We start from the raw sequence: 17,978 nt of genomic DNA, 5'->3' as shown, positions 1-17,978 counted from the left end.
CTCTTCCTTGAAAAGTTAAAACAACCCGATCACTTCTTGCCGGCGAGCACGGCGCGCACCGTGGCAGCCACGTTCTCGGCCGTGAAGCCGAAGTGCTTGAACAGCACCGGCGCAGGGGCCGATTCACCGTAGCTGTCGATGCCAACGACGGCCGACACGCCGTATTTCCACCAGAAATCGGTCACGCCCATTTCCACGGCGATGCGCGGGGTGCCTGCGGGCAGCACGGACTTCTTGTACTTCACGTCCTCGCGGTCGAAGGTCGTGGTGCTGGGCATGGAGACCACGCGCACGGCGATCTTCTTCTCGGCCAGCTGCTTCTGCGCGGCCAGCGCGAGCTGCACCTCGGAGCCGGTGGCGATGATGACGGCCTGGGCCTTCTTCTTCAGGCCCACGTCCTGGGGCTCGGACAGCACGTAGGCACCGCGCGAGATGTCGCCCAGATCGCGCTTGGGCGCGTAGGGCAGGTTCTGGCGCGACAGCAGCAGCGCCGTGGGCTTGTTGCGGTTGGACAGGGCCACGCTCCAGGCCACAGCGGTCTCGGCCGTGTCGGCCGGGCGCCAGACGTCCAGGCCCGGGATCAGGCGCAGGCTCGCGGCGTGTTCGATCGACTGGTGCGTGGGGCCGTCCTCGCCCAGGCCGATGGAGTCGTGCGTGAAGACGTGGATCACGCGCTGCTTCATCAGCGCGGCCATGCGGATGGCGTTGCGGCTGTAGTCGCTGAAGGTGAGGAAGGTGCCGCCGTAGGGGATGAAACCGCCGTGCAGCGCCACGCCATTCATGATGGCGGCCATGCCGAACTCGCGCACGCCGTAGTTGATGTGGCGGCCACCGACGCCGGCCTCGTTCTTCACGACCTTGCCCTGCATGTCGAAGCGCAGGTTGGGCGTGCTCTTGGTGTTGGTGAGGTTCGAGCCCGTGAGGTCGGCCGAGCCGCCCAGCAGCTCGGGCAACGCGGCGGTGAAGGCTTCGAGCGCCATCTGGCTGGCCTTGCGGCTGGCCACGGTCTCGGCCTTGGTGTGGGTGCCGACCACGGTGTCCACGGCCACCTGGGCGAAGTGCTTGGGCAGGTCGCCGGCCATGCGGCGCGTGAATTCGGCGGCCAGCTCGGGGAAGGCGGCGGCGTAGGCGGCGAAGCGCTCGTTCCAGGCCTGCTCGGCAGCCAGGCCCGTGGCGCGCGCGTTCCAGTCGGCATAGACCTCGTCGGGCAGCACGAAGGGCGCGTGGCTCCAGCCCAGGGCTTCGCGCGTGAGCGCGATTTCCTCGGCGCCCAGCGGCTCGCCGTGGGCCTTGGCGGTGTTGACGCGGTTGGGCGAGCCCTTGCCGATGTGCGTCTTGCAGATGATGAGCGAGGGGCGCTCGGCCTGCTTGCGGGCCTCGGCGATGGCGGCGTCCACCTTCTCGGCGTCGTGGCCGTCCACCGGGCCGATCACGTTCCAGCCGCAGGCCACGAAACGCAGCGCGGTGTTGTCGATGAACCAGGGCTGAACCTGGCCGTCGATGCTGATGCCGTTGTCGTCGTACAGCGCGATCAGCTTGTTCAGCTTCCAGGCGCCGGCCAGGGCCACGGCCTCGTGGCTGATGCCCTCCATCAGGCAGCCATCGCCCAGGAAGGTGTAGGTGTGGTGGTCCACGATGGCGTGGCCGTCACGGTTGAACTCGGCGGCCAGCAGCTTCTCGGCCAGCGCCATGCCCACGGCATTGGTGATGCCCTGGCCCAGCGGGCCGGTGGTGGTCTCCACGCCGGGGGTGATGCCCACCTCGGGGTGGCCGGCGGTCTTGCTGTGCAGCTGGCGGAAGTTCTTCAGCTCCTGCAGGGGCAGGTCGTAGCCCGTGAGGTGCAGCAGCGCGTAGATCAGCATGGAACCGTGGCCGTTGGACAGCACGAAGCGGTCGCGGTTGGCCCACTGCGGGTTGGCCGGGTTGTGCTGCAGGTGCCGGCCCCACAGCGCCACGGCCATGTCGGCCATGCCCATGGGGGCACCGGGGTGGCCGGAATTGGCTTGTTGAACGGCATCCATTGCGAGTGCGCGGATCGCATTCGCCATCTGTTGAGAATTGGCCATGTGGGGCGGTTCCGGTCAGGGAGAGGAGGGAAAACCCGTGATTTTAACGGCCCGCCCCGGCGGGCGCTGTCCGCCCCCTGGTTCAAGGCCCATGGCGATGCACTACAGTGCCGCCATGAACGGCCCGACCTCGCCCCCAACCCCGTTGCAACAGCCCCCCGCCCTGCTGCTGGCCGCAGGCCGGGGCGAGCGCATGCGGCCGCTGACCGACCACACGCCCAAGCCGCTGCTGGCGGTGCGGGGCCAGCCGCTGCTGCAGTGGCATTTGCAAGCCCTGCAGGCCGCCGGCGTGTACCGCGCGGTCATCAACACGGCCTGGCTGGGCGAACAGATCAGCGCACGGTTTTCAGATGCTTTTGCCCCGCAAGGCGCACCAGATAAGCGTGAGCAGCTATTGATTTCATACTCGCACGAAGGCCGCGACTTCGGCGGCGCGCTGGAAACGGCGGGCGGCATCGCGCGCGCGCTACCGCTGCTGGGCGATGTCTTCTGGCTCGCCGCTGGCGATGTGTTCGCGCCCGACTTCCGCTTCGAGGCGGCGGCCGCGCAGGCCTTCGCCGCCAGCGGCATGCTGGCCCACCTGTGGCTGGTGCCCAACCCCGCGCACCACCCGCGCGGCGACTTCGGGCTCTCGCCCGAGGGCCTGGCGCTGAACCTGCCGCCGGAGCACCCCGGCCCGCGCCACACCTACAGCACCATCGCGCTCTTGCGCGCCGAACTGTTCGCGCCGCCCTGGTGCGACATTCCCCCCGGCAACCCCCGGGGCATCGCGGCCCCCCTGGCGCCGCTGCTGCGCCGGGCCATGGACAATGGCCGGGTGAGCGCCGCGCTCTACACCGGCCGCTGGACCGATGTGGGCACGCCCGAACGCCTGGCCGAACTCAACGCAACCGCCCCTTTGCCATGACCCTGAACGTGCCGCCCTCCCTCTACGCCGAACGCCGCGCGCGCCTGGCCGCGCAGCTGGGCCCCGATGGCATCGCCATCATCCCCACCGCGCCCGAGCACCTGCGCAACCGCGACAGCGACTTCCTCTACCGCCACGACAGCTACTTCTACTACCTCACGGGCTTCACCGAACCGAATGCCTGCCTGGTGCTGACGGCCGACGGCCACGGCACGCTGTTCTGCAACCCCAAGGACCCCGAGCGTGAGATCTGGGACGGCTACCGCCTCGGCCCCGAGGCCGCCGTGGCCGCGCTGGGCCTGGACGAGGCCTTCGCCGCCGCCGAGCTGGACCAGCGCCTGCCGCGCCTGCTGGAGAACCGCGCCTGCGTCTGGTACCCGTTCGCCACGCACGCCGGCCTGGCCGCGCGCGTGGAAGGCTGGCTCGGCCCCGTGCGCGCCCGCGCGCGCTACGGCGCGCTGTGCCCCACACGGCAGGCCGACCTGTGCCTGCTGCTCGACGAGATGCGCCTGGTGAAGGACGTGCACGAGCTGGCGCTGATGCGCCACGCCGCCCAGATCAGCGCGCGCGCCCATGTGCGCGCCATGCAGCGCTGCGCGCGCATGCTGCGGGAGGGCCGGGAGGTGCGCGAATACCACCTCGACGCCGAGCTGCTGCACGAATTCCGCGAGCACGGCGCGCAGGCCCCGGCCTACAACTCCATCGTCGCGGCGGGCGCCAATGCCTGCGTGCTGCACTACCGCGCCGACCGGGCACCGGTGCAGGGCGGCGACCTGGTGCTGATCGACGCGGGCTGCGAATACGACGGCTACGCCAGCGACATCACGCGCACCTTCCCCGCCAACGGGCGCTTCACCGGCCCGCAGCGCGCGCTGTACGACCTGGTGCTGGCCAGCCAGGAGGCTGCCGTGGCCGCCACCAAGGCGGGCGCGCGCTTCACCGAGCCGCACGACGCCACCGTGGCCGTGCTCTCGCAAGGCCTGCTGGACCTGGGCCTGCTCGACCGGAACAAGGTGGGCAACGTGCAGGACGTGATCGCGCAGCGCGCCTACTTCCCGTTCTACATGCACCGCACCGGCCACTGGCTGGGCATGGATGTGCACGACTGCGGCAGCTACGTGGAGCCGTCCGAAGTGGGGCAGGTGAGCGAGCGCCGCGACCCGCTCTCGGGCGAGCGCATCCAGGACCGCCCGAGCCGCGTCCTGCGCCCCGGCATGGTGCTGACCATCGAGCCGGGCCTCTACGTGCGCCCGGCGCCCGGCGTGCCCGAGGCCTTCCACCACCTGGGCATCCGCATCGAGGACGACGCCGTGGTGCAGGCGCACGGCTGCGAACTGATGACGCGCGGCGTGCCGGTGCAACCCGACGAGATCGAAGCGCTGATGCGCGAATAGAGGGCCCCCCCTGTGGCGCTGCGCGCCTTCCCCCTTCTCTCGGCTGCGCCGGGAAGGGGGACGCCGCCCGTGCGGCGGGGCGGCCCTTGCACGGCGGCCGCTGGTCTGGGCAGCGCCGGTTCGAGCGCCATACGCCACGCGCCAGGGCTTCCGCGCGAAAGGGGCGTCAGTACCCGGAAGACTCCAGCCACTGCGCCACGTCCTGCGCCACCTGCTCGGCGGCCTGGGCGATGGCGCGGGTGCCGCCGGCGGCGTCCTGGCTGGCGGCGGGTTGCTGGGCGATGAACAGGCGCTGCGCGAGCAGGTTCTCGCCCTGGGCCGACGGCCGCGTCAGCGTGGCGCGCAGGCGCACCAGGCCCGCGCTCTGCGCCGGGCTGGCGAAGACATGGCTGAACTCCTCCAGCTCCACGCGCAGCACGGCCGGCGGCTGCCCCTGCGCGCGCGCCGTGGCCATGGCGCCGCTGGTGCCGATGATGGCGCGGCGCTGGCCCAGGCGGGCCTGCAGGCTCTCGCGCATGAGCTGCTGGGGCGGCTGGCTCCAGCGCGCCGCCTGGTAGGGGCGCAGCTGCTGCGCATCGGCATAGGCCAGGCGGTAGTACACGGCGGACACGCCATCGGGCAGGCTGGCATGGTCCACGGTTTCCAGCGCCAGCGGCGGCAGCGGTGCCTGGGCGCCGGCCGGGGCCTGCTGGCCGGGGCCGAAGTCGTACAGCACCGGGCGCGCCGGCGGCTCGGGCAGGGCCGCGCAGCCCGCCAGGGCCATCAAGCCAAAGACGGCTGCAACGCCCTTAAATAAAGCGCTATTAGCTATTTTATTGATAGCATTCATGGTTGAACTCCCGCAGGCTGCGGAGGGGTGAAACCGGGTTCGCCAGGCCCGGGCAGGCCCCGGCCCGGGCCGTAGATCAGGCCCTGCGGGTTGTCGTTGAGGCTGGTGGCGGCACGCCCCGTCAGGCGCGCCGCGCGGGCGGTTTCGTCGGCGGCGCGCTCCATGCGCGGCAGGGTGCTGGTGCCGAAGCGCTCCACCGCCTGGGCCAGGGTCTGGGCGCTGCGCGTGGCCTGTTCGATGGTGCCGCCCGGGGCGTTGAGGCGCTGCGCCGTCTGGCCAAATTCCGCCGCCGTGGCCGCGACCTGGGCGCCCGCCTGCTGCAGCGTCTGCAGGGTCTGGCGCGCGTCCTGCGCCAGCGGCGGCAGCGCCGCCAGGGCCGGGTCCAGGCGCTGCTGCACGGTGGCATCGAGCCGCTGGCTCAGGATGTGGACGCTGCCGGCCGCCTGTCCGATGTTGCCCAGGGCCTCGCTCAGCAGACGCTGGTTGTCCTCGGCCAGCAGTTGGTTGATGCGCTTGGTGGCCTCTTGCACCTGGTTCAGGATGGCCGGCCCCTGTTCGGAGAGCTGGCTGAAGGGCGAGGTGCGCAGCGGCAGGCGCGGCAGGCCGCTCGGGCCCGGCGGCAGGGGAGGGTACTTCTCGCCGGCGTCGTCGAGCAGCACATAGGCCAGGCCGGTCACGCCCTGGTAACCCAGCACCGCGAAGGTGGTGGGGGAGAGGGGCGCGTCCACGCTCACGGCGATGCGGATCAGCACATTGCCATTGGCCTGGCTGTCGAAGCCGATGTGCGTGACCTTGCCCACCGACACGCCCTTGTAGCGCACCGCAGCCTGGGGCTGCAGGCCGCTGACGCCCTCGCGGCTGGAGAGCTCGTAGGTGTTGTAGTTGCCCCGGTCGCGCGTGAGCCAGACGCCCAGGCCGATCACCAGGGCGGTGACGACCAGCACGAAAATGCCCGCGGCAAAGGCATGCGACTTGTTTTCCATCAGTGTTCCTCGGCGGCGGTGGGCAGGTCGGCCATGGCACGGCGGCCACGCTCTCCCTGGAAGAAATCATGCACGAAGGGGTGGTCGAATTGCGCCACGCGGGCGGGCACGTCGGTGACGATGACCTTCTTGTCGGCCAGCACGGCCACGCGCGTGGCCAGGGCGAAAAGGGTGTCGAGGTCGTGCGTGACCATCACCATGGTCAGGCCCAGAGCGGCATGCAGTTCGTGCACCAGGGCGCAGAATTCGTCGGCGCCGTTGGGGTCGAGGCCTGCGGTCGGCTCGTCGAGCAGCAAGAGCGGCGGGTCCATGATGAGCGCGCGCGCCAGCGCCACGCGCTTGATCATGCCGCCCGAGAGGTCGGCGGGCATGCGCGTGGCGTGCTCGGGCTTGAGGCCCACCATGCGCAGCTTGACCATGGCGGCGTCGCGCACCAGGTCGGGCGGCAGCGTTCCCAGCTCGCTGAGCGCGAAGGCGATGTTGTCGAGCACGTTGAAGGCCGAGAACAGCGCGCCGTGCTGGAACAGCATGCCCACGCGGCTGGCCGCGCCCTCGCCGCCCATCAGCTCGGCCGGCCGGCCCAGCACCGTGACGCTGCCGCGCGCCGGGTGCATCAGGCCCAGCATCTGGCGCAGCAGCACCGTCTTGCCCGTGCCCGAGCCCCCCACGAGCGCGAGCATCTCGCCCTTGCGCACCGTGAGGTCCAGGTCCTGGTGCACGGCGAAGGACTCGCTGCCCTTGCCGAAGACGGACCACAGGCCCTCGATGCGCACGACTTCCGGTGCGGGCGTTGTCTCGGCTGTCATGAAAACCCGACGTTCTTGAAGGCGACGGCGAACAGCGCGTCGACGATGATGACCATGGTGATCGAGGTCACCACCGAGGCCGTCGTGCCCTCGCCCAGGCTCTGGGTGTTGGGCTTGACGCGCAGGCCCCAGTGGCAGCCGATGAGCGCGATCAGCGTGCCGAACACCACCGACTTGGACAACGCCAGCGTGAGGTTGCCAAAGCCCACGGCGGCGGGCAGCGCGTGGAAGAAATAGGCCGGCGAGATGCCCATGGCCAGGTCGGCCGCGAGCATGCCGCCCGCCAGCGCGGCCAGGGTGGTCCAGACGCTGATGAGCGGCATGGCCAGCGCCAGCGCCAGCGCGCGCGGCAGCACTAGGCGGAAGCCGTGCGGGATGCCCATGACGCGCATGGCGTCGAGCTCCTCGGTCACGCGCATCACGCCGATCTGCGCCGTGATGGCCGAGCCCGAGCGCCCGGCCACGAGGATGGCGCCGAGCATGGGTCCGAGTTCACGGATCAGCGAGATGCCCAGGATGTTGACGATGAAGGCCTCGGCGCCGAACTGGCGCAGCTGCAGCGACATGAGGTAGGCCAGCACCACGCCGATGAGGAAGCCCACCAGCGCCGTGATGGGCAGCGCCGTGGCGCCCATGCGGTAGAGGTGGCCCGAGACATCGCGCCAGGGCGCGCGGCGCGGCGCGCGCACGAGGCGGACACTGTCGAGCAGCAGTTGTCCCACCAGCAGCAGCAGGTGACGGGCATGGTCCACGCCGTGCAGCACCAGCACGCCCAGGCGGTCCACCTGGTCGGCCAGGCGCCAGGGCTCGGTGGACGGCGCCGGGGTGGTGAGGGATGCGATGCGTTCGAGCATGGCGCGCTGGCCGTCGCTCAGCGCCAGGCGCTGGGGCCAGGCCTGGCCCCAGTGGTTCCACAGCAACTGCGCGCCCACATGGTCGAGCCACTGCAGACCGCGCAGGTCCCAGCCCAGGCGCGCATCCGGTGGCAGGTCGGCGAGCTGGCTGGCGAGCGCCCGCCATTGCGCCCGCGTGCCCAGCTCGGCCGCGCCCCAGCGCCCGCGCGGCAGGGCGCACGGCCCTTCGGGCGTGTCGGCGCGGTCGATGCGGGGCGAACTGTCGGACATGGCGGGCAGGTATCGGTGCGGAAGGGGCCGGCGGCTGCAAACCGCACATGGTAGCGGCTGCCCTGCCGTCCACGTGCGGCAGGAGAGAGGGTTGCATGCCCGCGGGGCAGAGTATCATTAAAAATGTCACACAGCTCAATGCTGGTTTGCGCTATGCGCTATTTATTTGATAGCAAATGACGCGCCATGACAACGCTCCCCACCGCCCGCACCGCACAATAGGCGCCACAGGCCGCGCAGACGGCTGCCGATTCCAACCCAGAGACACCATGAGCGACACCACTTTCGACTACATCATCATCGGCGGCGGCACGGCCGGCGCCCTGCTGTGCAACCGCCTCAGCGCCAACAGCAAGCGGCGCGTGCTGCTCATCGAAGCGGGTCGCAAGGACGACTACCACTGGATCCACATCCCCGTGGGCTACCTCTACTGCATCGGCAACCCGCGCACCGACTGGCTCTACAACACCGAGCCCGACGCCGGCCTCAACGGCCGCCAGCTGCGCTATCCGCGCGGCAAGACGCTGGGCGGCTGCAGCAGCATCAACGGCATGATCTACATGCGCGGCCAGGCGCGCGACTACGACCAGTGGGCCCAGCTCACGGGCAATGACGCCTGGCGCTGGGACAACGTGCTGCCCGACTTCCGCCGCCACGAGGACCACTGGCGCCTGGACCTGCCGAACGGCGCGGACGAGAACTTCAAGCGCCTGCACGGCAGCAAGGCCACGGGCAGCTCCGGCGAGTGGCGCGTGGAGAAGCAGCGCCTGCGCTGGGACGTGCTCGACGCCTTCTCCCATGCCGCACAGCAGGCCGGCATTCCGGCCACCGACGATTTCAACGGCGGCAACAACGAGGGCGTGGGCTACTTCGAGGTGAACCAGAAGAACGGCTGGCGCTGGAACACAGCCAAGGCCTTCCTGCGCCCCACCTGCTACGGCCGCCCCAACTTCGAGATGTGGACCAGCGCGCACGCCGCCAAGCTCATCGTCGAGCCGCAGGCCGACGGCAGCCAGCGCTGCACCGGCGTGCAGGTGTGGGACGGGCACGAGATGGTCACCGCCCACGCCACGCGCGAGGTGGTGCTGTGCGCGGGCGCCGTCAATTCGCCGCAGCTGCTGCAGCTCTCGGGCATCGGCCCGGCACAGCTCCTGCGCCAGCACGGCATCGACGTGGTGCACGATCTGCCTGGCGTGGGCGCCAACCTGCAGGACCACCTGCAGATCCGCTCGGTCTACAAGGTACAGGGCGTCAAGACGCTCAACACCCTGGCCAGCTCGCTCATGGGCAAGGCCGCGATCGGCCTGGAATACGCGCTCAAGCGCAGCGGCCCGATGAGCATGGCGCCCTCGCAGCTCGGCGCCTTCACGCGCAGCAGCGCCGACCAGCCCTGGCCCAACATCGAATACCACGTGCAACCGCTCTCGCTCGACGCCTTCGGCGAACCGCTGCACGACTTCCCGGCGTTCACGGCCAGCGTCTGCAACCTCAACCCGACCAGCCGGGGCACGGTGCGGATCAAGAGCGCGCGCTTCGACGAGGCACCCGCCATCACGCCCAATTACCTGAGCACCGCCGAGGACCGCCAGGTGGCCGCCGACAGCCTGCGCGTGACGCGCCGCATCGTCTCGCAACCCGCGCTGGCACGCTACAAGCCCGAAGAGTTCAAGCCCGGCGCGCAGTACCAGACCGACGAGGAACTGGCGCGCCTGGCCGGCGACATCGCCACCACCATCTTCCACCCCGTGGGCACCACCAAGATGGGCCGCGACGACGATCCGATGGCCGTGCTGGATGCACGCCTGTGCGTGCGCGGCATTGCCGGGCTGCGCGTGGTGGACGCGGGCGCCATGCCGCTGATCACCAGCGGCAACACCAACGCGCCCACGCTGATGATGGCCGAGAAGGCGGCCGCCTGGATCAAGGAAGCCAGCGCGGCCTGAGCGCCGGCCGCGTTTTCCCGGGGCGGGAAATCCCCTATGCACCATCGGGGCTTGTGCCGCTAAAGTACCACCACTCGAAAGCGCACCCCGGTGCGCCGAACGGGGGGCCGAGGAGACAACCTACAGCCACAACCACATTGCTCAAGCACCCGATGAGGTGCGCTGTTTTTCAGAGCGCCGGCACTGCCGGCGTTTTTTTTCGCCCGCTCTTCCCGCAATGCCCCCTGCCAAGCTCCGGGGTAAGCACTACGCTTGCAAAGCGATAGCACCTCGGGTGCGACAATCCAGCGATGGAATGGATTGTGGTGACGCTGGCCTCGCTGCTGGCGGGGTTTGTCGATGCGATCGTGGGCGGCGGGGGGCTGATCCTGTTGCCCGCGCTGTTCGCCACCTTCCCCAGCGCACCGCCCGCCACGCTGCTGGGCACCAACAAGAGCGCCTCGGTCTGGGGCACCTCCATGGCCACCTGGCAATACAGCCGCCGCGTGCAAATCCGCTGGCGCGCCATGCTGCCGGCCGCGCTGGCCGGCTTCGCGGGCGCCTTCGCGGGCGCCTGGGCGGTGACCGTGATCTCTCCCGATTTCCTGCGCCGCCTGCTGCCCGCCGTGCTGCTCGCGGTGCTGCTCTACACGCTGGCCAAGAAAGACCTCGGGCGCCACCACGTGCCGCGCTTCGCGGAAAAGGCCGAGTGGCTGGCGGCCAGCCTGATCGGCCTGACCGTGGGCTTCTATGACGGCTTCTTCGGCCCGGGCACGGGCAGCTTCTTCGTTTTCCTGTTCGTGCGCCTGCTGGGCTACGACTTTCTCAACGCCTCCGCGTCGGCCAAGCTGCTGAATGTCGCCACGAACATCGCGGCCCTCATCCTGTTCACCGCCAAGGGCCATGTCTGGTGGCATTTCGCCTTGCCCCTGGCCGTGGCCAACGTGGCGGGCAGCCTGCTGGGCACGCACATGGCGCTCAAGCACGGCGCCGGCTTCGTGCGCTGGATCTTCATCTTTGTTGTCGGCGCCCTGATCCTCAAGACCGGCTACGACGCCTTCCTGCGCTGACCCGCCTCGGACGCTCCGCGCGGATCGGGCGGCAAATGTGCACAGCCACAGCCCGTGGGTGCATTTACAACGCGGCGGGCCGCCCGCGACCGCAGACACGCACGGCGCGGCGATCCGCGCAGGACATCCATAGGGTTCTCCGCAATAGGCATATGCAAATAGCCCCCGCCTATAATTGCGTCAGTTTGATGACATGCCCGCCTGGCTACCCCATGCGGGCATGCATGTTTCCTGGCTCCGGCTGCGCTATCCGCAGGCCGGATTTTTTGTACCTGAACCACCCCTGACAGGACACGCAATGAAGTTGCTCAAGGTTGTTGCCTCCGCCGTGGCGCTGTGCGCCGTGTTTGCCGCCCAGGCCCGCACGTTCGACGAAATCAAGAAAGACGGCAAGATCCTCATCGCCACCGAAGGCCAGTTCGCGCCCTTCAACTTCTTCAACGGCACCACCCTGACCGGCTTCGAGGTGGACCTGGCCGAACTCGTGGCCAAGAAGATGGGCGTGACCATCCAGTGGAAGACGCTGGGCTTCGACGCCCTGCTCACCGGCCTGCGCCAGGACCGCTGGGACCTCGTGATCGCCTCGCACGGCATCACCGAAGAGCGCGCCAAGGCCGTCACCTTCACCCAGCCGCACTACTGCTCGGGCGGCATGATCATCGCCATGGACCCGGCCATCCGCTCCGCCAAGGACCTGACGGGCAAGGTCGTCGCGGTGCAGACCGGCACCAGCTACCTGGAGAACGTGAAGAAGGTCTCTTCCATCAAGGAGATGAAGAACTTCCCGACCGACGTGGATGCGCGCAGCGCGCTCAATTCGCGCCGTGTCGACGTCTGGGTGACCGACCGCTTCGTGGCCAAGGCCGTGGCCGAGAAGAACCCCAACGCCGGCTTCAAGCTCGGCGAGATGCTGTTCATCGAGCGCATCGCCGCCGCCGTGGCCAAGGGCAACCAGTCGCTCGCCGAGGGCTGGTCCAAGGCCCTGGCCGACACCATGGCCGACGGCAGCTACGCCGCCCTGTCCAAGAAGTACTTCAACGAAGACGTGCGCTGCAACTAAAAGCGCGGGCATTCGCCCACCCCTGACGGATTTTCATGCTCATCGCCCTTTGGCCGCACCACTGGAGCCGCCAGCAGCGCAGCAATGCCACGCTGGTCAGTGCCCTGGTCCTGATGGTGCTCGCGCTGGCCCTCCTGGGCCAGATTCTTTCCTTCCTGCCCGAGCCCATCGGCCCGAACGCGCAGGCCTTTTCCGAAGGTGCCCGCACCACGCTGTGGCTGACCCTGATCAGCGGCAGCCTGGGGCTGGCGCTGGGCACCTGCGCGGCCCTGGCGCGCACGGCGCGCTGGGCCTGGCTGCGCTGGATGGCCAGCTTCTACATCTGGGTCATCCGCGGTACGCCGCTGCTGGTGCAGATCCTGTTCGTCTACTTCGCCCTGCCGGTGCTCGTGCCGGGGCTGAACCTGCCCGACTTCGCCGCCGCCGTGCTGGCCCTGGCGCTGAACGTGGGCGCCTACAACGCCGAGGCCATCCGCGCCGGCCTGCTGGCCGTGCCGCGCGGGCAGACGGAAGCCGCGCGCGCCCTGGGCCTGGGCCGTGCTCATGTGTTCTTCGACGTGGTCTTCCCCCAGGCCTTCAAGATCTCGCTGCCGCCGCTGGTGAGCAACTTCGTCGCGCTGCTCAAGGACTCCTCCCTGGCCTATGCCATCGGCGTGGTGGAACTGACCAACGTGGGCAACCGCATCCAGTCGGCCACCTTCCAGCCCATCGCCACGCTCTCCACCGTGGCCATCACCTACCTGCTGCTGACCACGCTGGTGACGCAGATTTCCAACGCCATCGAATACCGCGTGGACGTCGAGGGGCGCGCGCAATGAAGCAGGCCGTCCAGATTCCCTACATCGTTGCCCAGCAGGTCTGCAAGTCGTTCGGCACGCACCAGGTGCTGCGCGAGGTCTCGACGCAGTTCAACAGCGGCGAGGTCACGGTCATCATCGGCGCCTCCGGCTCGGGCAAGAGCACGCTGCTGCGCGCCATCAACCGGCTCGAACCCCACGACAGCGGCACCATCACCATCGACGGCGTGCCCGTCACGGACGACCCGAAAACGCTGCAACTGCAGCGCAGCGAGGTCGGCATGGTGTTCCAGCAGTTCAACCTGTTCGGCCACCTGAGCGTGCTCGACAACATCACGCTGGCGCCCCGGCGCATCCGCCACACGCCGCGCGCCGAGGCCAACGAGCAGGCCATGGCGCTGCTGCGCCGCGTGGGCCTGCACGAGCACGCGCACAAATACCCCTGGCAGCTCTCGGGCGGCCAGCAGCAGCGCGTGGCCATCGCGCGGGCGCTGGCCATGCAGCCCAAGGTGATGCTGTTCGACGAGCCCACCTCGGCGCTGGACCCCGAAATGGTCCAGGAAGTGCTGGACGTGATGCGCGAGCTGGCGCGCGGCGGCATGACCATGATCGTGGTGACGCACGAAATGGGCTTCGCCCGCGAGGTGGCGGACCGCGTGATGTTCTTCGACCAGGGCCGCATCGCGCACGACGCGCCCCCCGAGTCTTTCTTCAACAACCCGGGCAACGACCGTATCCGGGCCTTCATTGGCCGCATGGGCGCCTGAGATCCAGAGCCCATCTTCCGCAACACCCCCAAAAAACCAACGGAGTGACCATGAAACTGACCCCCGCATTCGTGACCCTGCTGGCCGCCGGCCTGTGCAGCCTGCCCCCGGGCGCCCTGGCCCAGTCCGCCAAGGATTTTGAAGAACTGCGCAACGAGCTCAAGGCCTTGCGTGCCGAACTCACCCAGCTCAAGGCACAGCAGGCCCAGGCCCCCGCCGCATCGGCCTCGGCCTGGAACGACCGCATCGACGCCGTGGAGCTCAAGCAGAAGGACGCCGTGGTGCTGGGCGACATCCCTGGAAGCTTCCGCCTGCCCGGCAGCGAGACCTCGATCCGCGTGTACGGCTTCGCCGAAGCCAACCTCATCAAGGACTTCAAGGGCACGGCCCCCGGCGACAACTTCTCCAACCTGGCCGAACAGCCCCTGGGCAGCAGCGACCATGGCAAGACCGTGCTGACGGGCCAGACCTCGCGCTTCGGCTTCGAGACCTCCACCCCGCTGGCCAACGGCGCGTTCAACACCAAGATCGAGGCCGACTTCTACGGCTACTGCGGCTCCGAATGCAACCGCAACCGCCTGCGCCTGCGCCACGCCTACGGCGAGTACGCCGGCTGGCTGATCGGCCAGACCTGGTCGACCTTCATGGACATCGACAACCTGCCCGAGACGGTGGACTTCAACGGCCCGCCCGGCGCCACCTTCCGCCGCCCCGTGCAAGCGCGCTACACCTACAACAACCCCAACCTGGCGAAGTTCCAGTTCGCCGTGGAAGACCCCTCGGACGGCGCGCACTCGCCCAACCTCGTGGCCCGCATCGACAAGGCCTACGACTGGGGCAGCCTGAGCGTCCGCGCCCTGTCGCACGAGCAGCGCATGGGCGGCGTGAGCAAGCGTGGCATGGGCTTCGGCCTGTCGGGCGCCTACAAGATCACCGGCACCACCACCCTGATGGCGCAATACACCCTGGTGGATGGCGACAACGACGGCGCCTACCTCGTGGGCGCCAACTACCCCGTGGTCGATGGCACCCGCCTGCGCCTGGACCGTGCCCAAGGCGTGGTGCTGGGCCTGGGCAACGTGTTCAGCGAAAAGCTGCGCGGCACCCTGTCCATGGCCTGGGTGCGTTCGCGCAACACGCTGGGTGACGACTACGTGAACGCCTACGGCGCCAACGGCAACCTCAAGCTGTTCCAATGGCACGCCGGCCTGTACTACACGCCCATCAAGAACGTCGAACTCGGCGGCGAACTGCTGGGCGGCCGCCGCGTCACCTTTGGCGGCGACAAGGGCAACATGACGCGCCTGAACCTCCAGGCCCGTTACATCTTCAACTGATCCCCTCCCCGGATCGCCAACCCAAGCTGACCGGGAAACCGGTCGGCTTTTTTCTTTGATGCGTCCTGAACGTTTCGGCCTGCTGGCCCTGCTGGTGGTCACCATGGTGTGGGGGACCACGTTTCCCGCCATGAAACTGCTGTCGGTGCAGCTCGATGCCCTGCAGATCATCTGGCTGCGCTTCGCCATCGCCCTGCTGGTGCTGGGCCCGCTGTGGTGGGGCATGCGCCGTGGCGAACGGCTCTGGGGCTGCGCGCTCGGGCTGCTGCTGTTCCTGGCGTTCTGGCTGCAGATCGAAGGGCTGGCACGCACCAGCAGCAACCGCAACGCCTTCGTCACCGGGCTCAACGTGCTGGTGGTGCCCCTGATCGCCATGCTGGCGCTCGGGCGGCGTTACGGCTGGCGGCTGTGGGCTGCCTGCGCCCTGGCCTGCGCCGGCATGGCGCTGATGTTCCACGAGAACGAGCCCTGGAACCTCGGCGATACGCTGACGCTGGCCAGCACGGTGTTCTACGCCATCTACATCCTCGCCCTGGAAGAATGCACGCGCCGCAACCAGGCGGCGCCGCTGCGCGCAACGCGCATGGCGGCGGCGCAGGCCGCCATGATGTGCCTGGCCTCCACGCTGCTGCTGCTGACACGCGACAGCGGCATGTCCTGGATGCAGTCCATGGGTGCGCTGGGCAGTCCGGCCTGGGCCGCGCTGCTCTACCTGGGGTTGCTGGCCAGCGTGGTTGTGGTGACACTGCAGGCCTGGGGACAGCAGCGGGTCGATGCCATGCGCAGCGCCATCATCTTCGGACTGGAACCGGTATTCGCCGCGCTGACCGCCTGGTTCCTGCTCGGCGAAAGCCTGGGCTGGGCCGGCCTCACGGGCGCCAGCCTGGTGATCGCCGCCCTGGTGTTCAGCCAGGTCCAGCCAGCGGCCGGCGTCGGCGCATCCGACTGAGCCGCCCCCCGAGGCCCACGGTTCAAGGCAGGGCCAGCGGCACCTCGTCCACCGGGCGCGGCTTGCCGATGGGCGCGGCGGCCTGGCCCTTGCGCACGGCTGCGATGTCTTCCTCGCTGGGGTATTCACCCAGCAGCCAGTAATCGAACACGCGCCGCACGATGGGTGCCGCATGGGCCGCGCCGAAGCCGGCGTTCTCGACGATGGCCGCGATGGCGATGCGCGGCGCATCGGCGGGCGCGAAGGCGATGTAGAGCGCGTGGTCGCGCTGGTGCTCTTCCATCTTGGCCGCGTTGTACTTGTCCTTCTGCCCGATGGTCACGGCCTGGGCCGTGCCCGTCTTGCCGCCCGACAGGTAGCGGGCTCCGGCGAAGACGCGCGTCGAGGTGCCGCCCTGTGTGACGGCCACCATGGCGCGCTTGATCACCTCGACATTGGAGGGCTTGAAGCCCAGATCCACGGCAGGCGCCGGCTCCAGCGGATGCGGCTCCCGCGTCACCGCGTCGATCGTGGCCATGCCCAGGTGCGGGCGGTGCTGCACCCCGCCATTGGCCAGCGTGGCCGTGGCCTGCGCCAGTTGCAGCATGGTGAAGTTGTTGTAGCCCTGGCCGATGCCCAGCGAAATGGTTTCGCCCGCATACCACTTCTTCTGCTCGGGGCGGCGGTAGGCATTGCGCTTCCAGGCCTGGCTGGGCAGCACGCCACGCACCTCGCCGTTGAGGTCGATGCCCGTGATCTGGCCAAAGCCCAGCGGTTTCATGAAATCGTGCATGGCATCCACGCCCATGTCGTTGGCCAGCTGGTAGTAGTAGACGTTGCTCGACTGCACGATGCTGCGGTGCATGTCCACCGCGCCCAGGCCATGGTCGCCATGGCTGCGGAAGGTGTGGCCGCCGAAGGTCCAGGAACCGTTGTCCTGCGTGATGGACTGGGGCGTGCGCTTGCCGGTTTCCAGCGCGCCCAGGCCCATGAAAGGCTTGTAGGTCGAGCCCGGAGGATAGGTGCCGCGCAATGCCCGATTCAGCAGCGGCTTGTCGAGCGACTCGTTGAGCGCCGTCCAGTTCTCGACATCGATGCCCTCGACGAACAGGTTGGGGTCGAACGTGGGCTTGCTCACCAGCGCCAGCACCTGGCCATTGCGCGGATCGAGCGCCACGAGCGCGCCGCGCCGCTCGCCGTACAGCTCCTCGATGAGCTTCTGCAGCTTGATGTCCAGCGTCAGCATCACCGTCTGCCCCGGCGTGGCCGGGAAGCTGTCGAGCCGGCGCACGGCGCGCCCGCCGGCGGACGTCTCCATCTGCTCGACGCCCGTGATGCCGTGGAGCTGCGCCTCGAAGCTCTGCTCAATGCCGAGCTTGCCGATGTATTCGGTGCCGCGGTAGTTGGCCTCGTCCTCCGAGTCCTGGATGCGCGCCTTCTCGGCCTGGTTGATGCGCCCGATGTAGCCGATGGCGTGGCTGGCCGTCTCGCCCAGCGGATAGTTGCGGAACAACCGCGCCTTCACCTCCACGCCGGGGAAACGGAAGCGCTGCGCGGTGAAGCGGGCCACCTCCTGGTCCGTCAGCCGCGTGCGGATGGGCAGCGAGGCGAAGCCGCGCGACTCGTCCATGAGGCGCTTGAAGCGGCGCCGGTCGCGCTGCTGGATGTCCACCACCTGCGCCAGCGCCTCGATGGTTTCCTCCAGGCTGTCCACCTTGGAGGGCGTGATCTCCAGCGTGTAGGCGGCATAGTTCGTGGCCAGCACCACGCCGTTGCGGTCCAGGATGAGCCCACGGTTGGGCACGATGGGCACGACGGCCGTGCGGTTGCTCTCGGCCTGCTCGGCCAGGTCCTCGTGCCGCAGGACCTGCAGGAAGACCAGGCGCGCCAGCAACAGGGCGAACGCGAGGAACACCACGGCGCCGACGACGACGATCCGCACGCGGAAGCGCCGCGCATCGGCCTCGACATTGCGCAATTCGGTCATG

At 69.0% G+C, this 17,978-nt stretch carries 15 protein-coding genes; 9 read left to right on the top strand and 6 right to left on the bottom strand.

Annotated features, from left to right (window positions below; translation table 11 throughout):
* Positions 1-29: 29 nt before the first annotated feature.
* Positions 30-2,066, bottom strand: a complete 2,037-nt coding sequence (gene tkt, locus D8S75_RS01860; protein ID WP_119964225.1) for a transketolase — start codon at positions 2,064-2,066, stop codon at positions 30-32.
* A gap of 97 nt (positions 2,067-2,163) precedes the next feature.
* Between tkt and D8S75_RS01855 the strand changes: the two genes are divergently transcribed.
* Together D8S75_RS01855 and D8S75_RS01850 are read left to right on the top strand one after the other, a co-directional pair.
* Complete coding sequence (locus tag D8S75_RS01855) at positions 2,164-2,973, top strand: nucleotidyltransferase family protein (RefSeq protein WP_119964381.1); 810 nt, start codon at positions 2,164-2,166, stop codon at positions 2,971-2,973.
* Complete coding sequence (locus D8S75_RS01850) at positions 2,970-4,367, top strand: aminopeptidase P N-terminal domain-containing protein (RefSeq protein ID WP_119964224.1); 1,398 nt, start codon at positions 2,970-2,972, stop codon at positions 4,365-4,367. Before D8S75_RS01855 ends, D8S75_RS01850 begins: the two co-directional genes overlap by 4 nt.
* A gap of 166 nt (positions 4,368-4,533) precedes the next feature.
* On the opposite strand, the gene D8S75_RS01845 is transcribed toward D8S75_RS01850, so the two are convergent.
* From D8S75_RS01845 to D8S75_RS01830, 4 genes are read right to left on the bottom strand one after another with little or no spacing between them, the layout of a single operon-like run.
* Positions 4,534-5,196 carry an ABC-type transport auxiliary lipoprotein family protein gene (locus tag D8S75_RS01845; RefSeq protein ID WP_119964223.1) on the bottom strand — a complete coding sequence of 221 codons (663 nt, stop codon included), beginning with the start codon at positions 5,194-5,196 and terminating at the stop codon, positions 4,534-4,536.
* Entirely contained in the window at positions 5,193-6,179 is a 987-nt protein-coding gene (locus D8S75_RS01840; protein WP_119964222.1) for an MlaD family protein, read from the bottom strand. Before D8S75_RS01840 ends, D8S75_RS01845 begins: the two co-directional genes overlap by 4 nt.
* Complete coding sequence (locus D8S75_RS01835) at positions 6,179-6,985, bottom strand: ABC transporter ATP-binding protein (protein ID WP_119964221.1); 807 nt, start codon at positions 6,983-6,985, stop codon at positions 6,179-6,181. The genes D8S75_RS01840 and D8S75_RS01835 overlap by 1 nt, the downstream gene beginning before the upstream one ends.
* Positions 6,982-8,109 (bottom strand): MlaE family ABC transporter permease, encoded by a 1,128-nt coding sequence (locus D8S75_RS01830; protein WP_119964220.1) that lies wholly within the window; start codon positions 8,107-8,109, stop codon positions 6,982-6,984. Before D8S75_RS01830 ends, D8S75_RS01835 begins: the two co-directional genes overlap by 4 nt.
* Before the next feature lie 269 nt (positions 8,110-8,378).
* Between D8S75_RS01830 and D8S75_RS01825 the strand changes: the two genes are divergently transcribed.
* From D8S75_RS01825 to D8S75_RS01795, 7 genes are all read left to right on the top strand, one after another.
* Positions 8,379-10,052, top strand: coding sequence for a GMC family oxidoreductase (locus tag D8S75_RS01825; protein ID WP_119964219.1), 1,674 nt, complete (start codon positions 8,379-8,381; stop codon positions 10,050-10,052).
* A 290-nt stretch (positions 10,053-10,342) separates the two neighbouring features.
* A complete protein-coding gene (locus tag D8S75_RS01820) occupies positions 10,343-11,101 on the top strand; it encodes a sulfite exporter TauE/SafE family protein (protein WP_119964218.1) in 759 nt (252 codons plus the stop codon).
* Positions 11,102-11,399: 298 nt separating this feature from the next.
* On the top strand, positions 11,400-12,161 hold the full coding sequence (locus D8S75_RS01815) for an ABC transporter substrate-binding protein (protein WP_119964217.1): 762 nt from the start codon (positions 11,400-11,402) through the stop codon (positions 12,159-12,161).
* A 35-nt stretch (positions 12,162-12,196) separates the two neighbouring features.
* On the top strand, positions 12,197-12,979 hold the full coding sequence (locus D8S75_RS01810; protein WP_119964216.1) for an amino acid ABC transporter permease: 783 nt from the start codon (positions 12,197-12,199) through the stop codon (positions 12,977-12,979).
* Positions 12,976-13,725, top strand: coding sequence for an amino acid ABC transporter ATP-binding protein (locus D8S75_RS01805; protein WP_119964215.1), 750 nt, complete (start codon positions 12,976-12,978; stop codon positions 13,723-13,725). Before D8S75_RS01810 ends, D8S75_RS01805 begins: the two co-directional genes overlap by 4 nt.
* A 50-nt stretch (positions 13,726-13,775) precedes the next feature.
* Positions 13,776-15,062 (top strand): DcaP family trimeric outer membrane transporter, encoded by a 1,287-nt coding sequence (locus D8S75_RS01800; RefSeq protein ID WP_119964214.1) that lies wholly within the window; start codon positions 13,776-13,778, stop codon positions 15,060-15,062.
* A gap of 58 nt (positions 15,063-15,120) precedes the next feature.
* Positions 15,121-16,011 (top strand): DMT family transporter, encoded by an 891-nt coding sequence (locus D8S75_RS01795; RefSeq protein WP_119964213.1) that lies wholly within the window; start codon positions 15,121-15,123, stop codon positions 16,009-16,011.
* Positions 16,012-16,033: 22 nt separating this feature from the next.
* Here D8S75_RS01795 and mrdA read toward each other — a convergent pair whose 3' ends face one another.
* On the bottom strand, positions 16,034-17,977 hold the full coding sequence (gene mrdA, locus D8S75_RS01790) for a penicillin-binding protein 2 (RefSeq protein ID WP_119964212.1): 1,944 nt from the start codon (positions 17,975-17,977) through the stop codon (positions 16,034-16,036).
* Between the last annotated feature and the right edge of the window lies 1 nt (position 17,978).

The sequence above is a fragment of the Simplicispira lacusdiani genome (assembly GCF_003604195.1).
GTDB classification, from domain to species: domain Bacteria; phylum Pseudomonadota; class Gammaproteobacteria; order Burkholderiales; family Burkholderiaceae_C; genus Simplicispira; species Simplicispira lacusdiani.
This window is presented reverse-complemented; position numbering and strand designations above follow the sequence as displayed.

What these genes read in the sequence shown, in the direction of transcription:
- D8S75_RS01855 (WP_119964381.1), top strand. Translation starts at nt 2,164, where the DNA reads ATGCACTACAGTGCCGCCATGAACGGCCCGACCTCGCCCCCAACCCCG.
- D8S75_RS01815 (WP_119964217.1), top strand. Translation starts at nt 11,400, where the DNA reads ATGAAGTTGCTCAAGGTTGTTGCCTCCGCCGTGGCGCTGTGCGCCGTG.
- D8S75_RS01820 (WP_119964218.1), top strand. Translation starts at nt 10,343, where the DNA reads ATGGAATGGATTGTGGTGACGCTGGCCTCGCTGCTGGCGGGGTTTGTC.
- D8S75_RS01850 (WP_119964224.1), top strand. Translation starts at nt 2,970, where the DNA reads ATGACCCTGAACGTGCCGCCCTCCCTCTACGCCGAACGCCGCGCGCGC.
- D8S75_RS01845 (WP_119964223.1), bottom strand. Translation starts at nt 5,196, where the DNA reads ATGAATGCTATCAATAAAATAGCTAATAGCGCTTTATTTAAGGGCGTT.
- D8S75_RS01840 (WP_119964222.1), bottom strand. Translation starts at nt 6,179, where the DNA reads ATGGAAAACAAGTCGCATGCCTTTGCCGCGGGCATTTTCGTGCTGGTC.
- D8S75_RS01805 (WP_119964215.1), top strand. Translation starts at nt 12,976, where the DNA reads ATGAAGCAGGCCGTCCAGATTCCCTACATCGTTGCCCAGCAGGTCTGC.
- tkt (WP_119964225.1), bottom strand. Translation starts at nt 2,066, where the DNA reads ATGGCCAATTCTCAACAGATGGCGAATGCGATCCGCGCACTCGCAATG.
- D8S75_RS01795 (WP_119964213.1), top strand. Translation starts at nt 15,121, where the DNA reads ATGCGTCCTGAACGTTTCGGCCTGCTGGCCCTGCTGGTGGTCACCATG.
- D8S75_RS01835 (WP_119964221.1), bottom strand. Translation starts at nt 6,985, where the DNA reads ATGACAGCCGAGACAACGCCCGCACCGGAAGTCGTGCGCATCGAGGGC.
- mrdA (WP_119964212.1), bottom strand. Translation starts at nt 17,977, where the DNA reads ATGACCGAATTGCGCAATGTCGAGGCCGATGCGCGGCGCTTCCGCGTG.
- D8S75_RS01810 (WP_119964216.1), top strand. Translation starts at nt 12,197, where the DNA reads ATGCTCATCGCCCTTTGGCCGCACCACTGGAGCCGCCAGCAGCGCAGC.
- D8S75_RS01830 (WP_119964220.1), bottom strand. Translation starts at nt 8,109, where the DNA reads ATGTCCGACAGTTCGCCCCGCATCGACCGCGCCGACACGCCCGAAGGG.
- D8S75_RS01825 (WP_119964219.1), top strand. Translation starts at nt 8,379, where the DNA reads ATGAGCGACACCACTTTCGACTACATCATCATCGGCGGCGGCACGGCC.
- D8S75_RS01800 (WP_119964214.1), top strand. Translation starts at nt 13,776, where the DNA reads ATGAAACTGACCCCCGCATTCGTGACCCTGCTGGCCGCCGGCCTGTGC.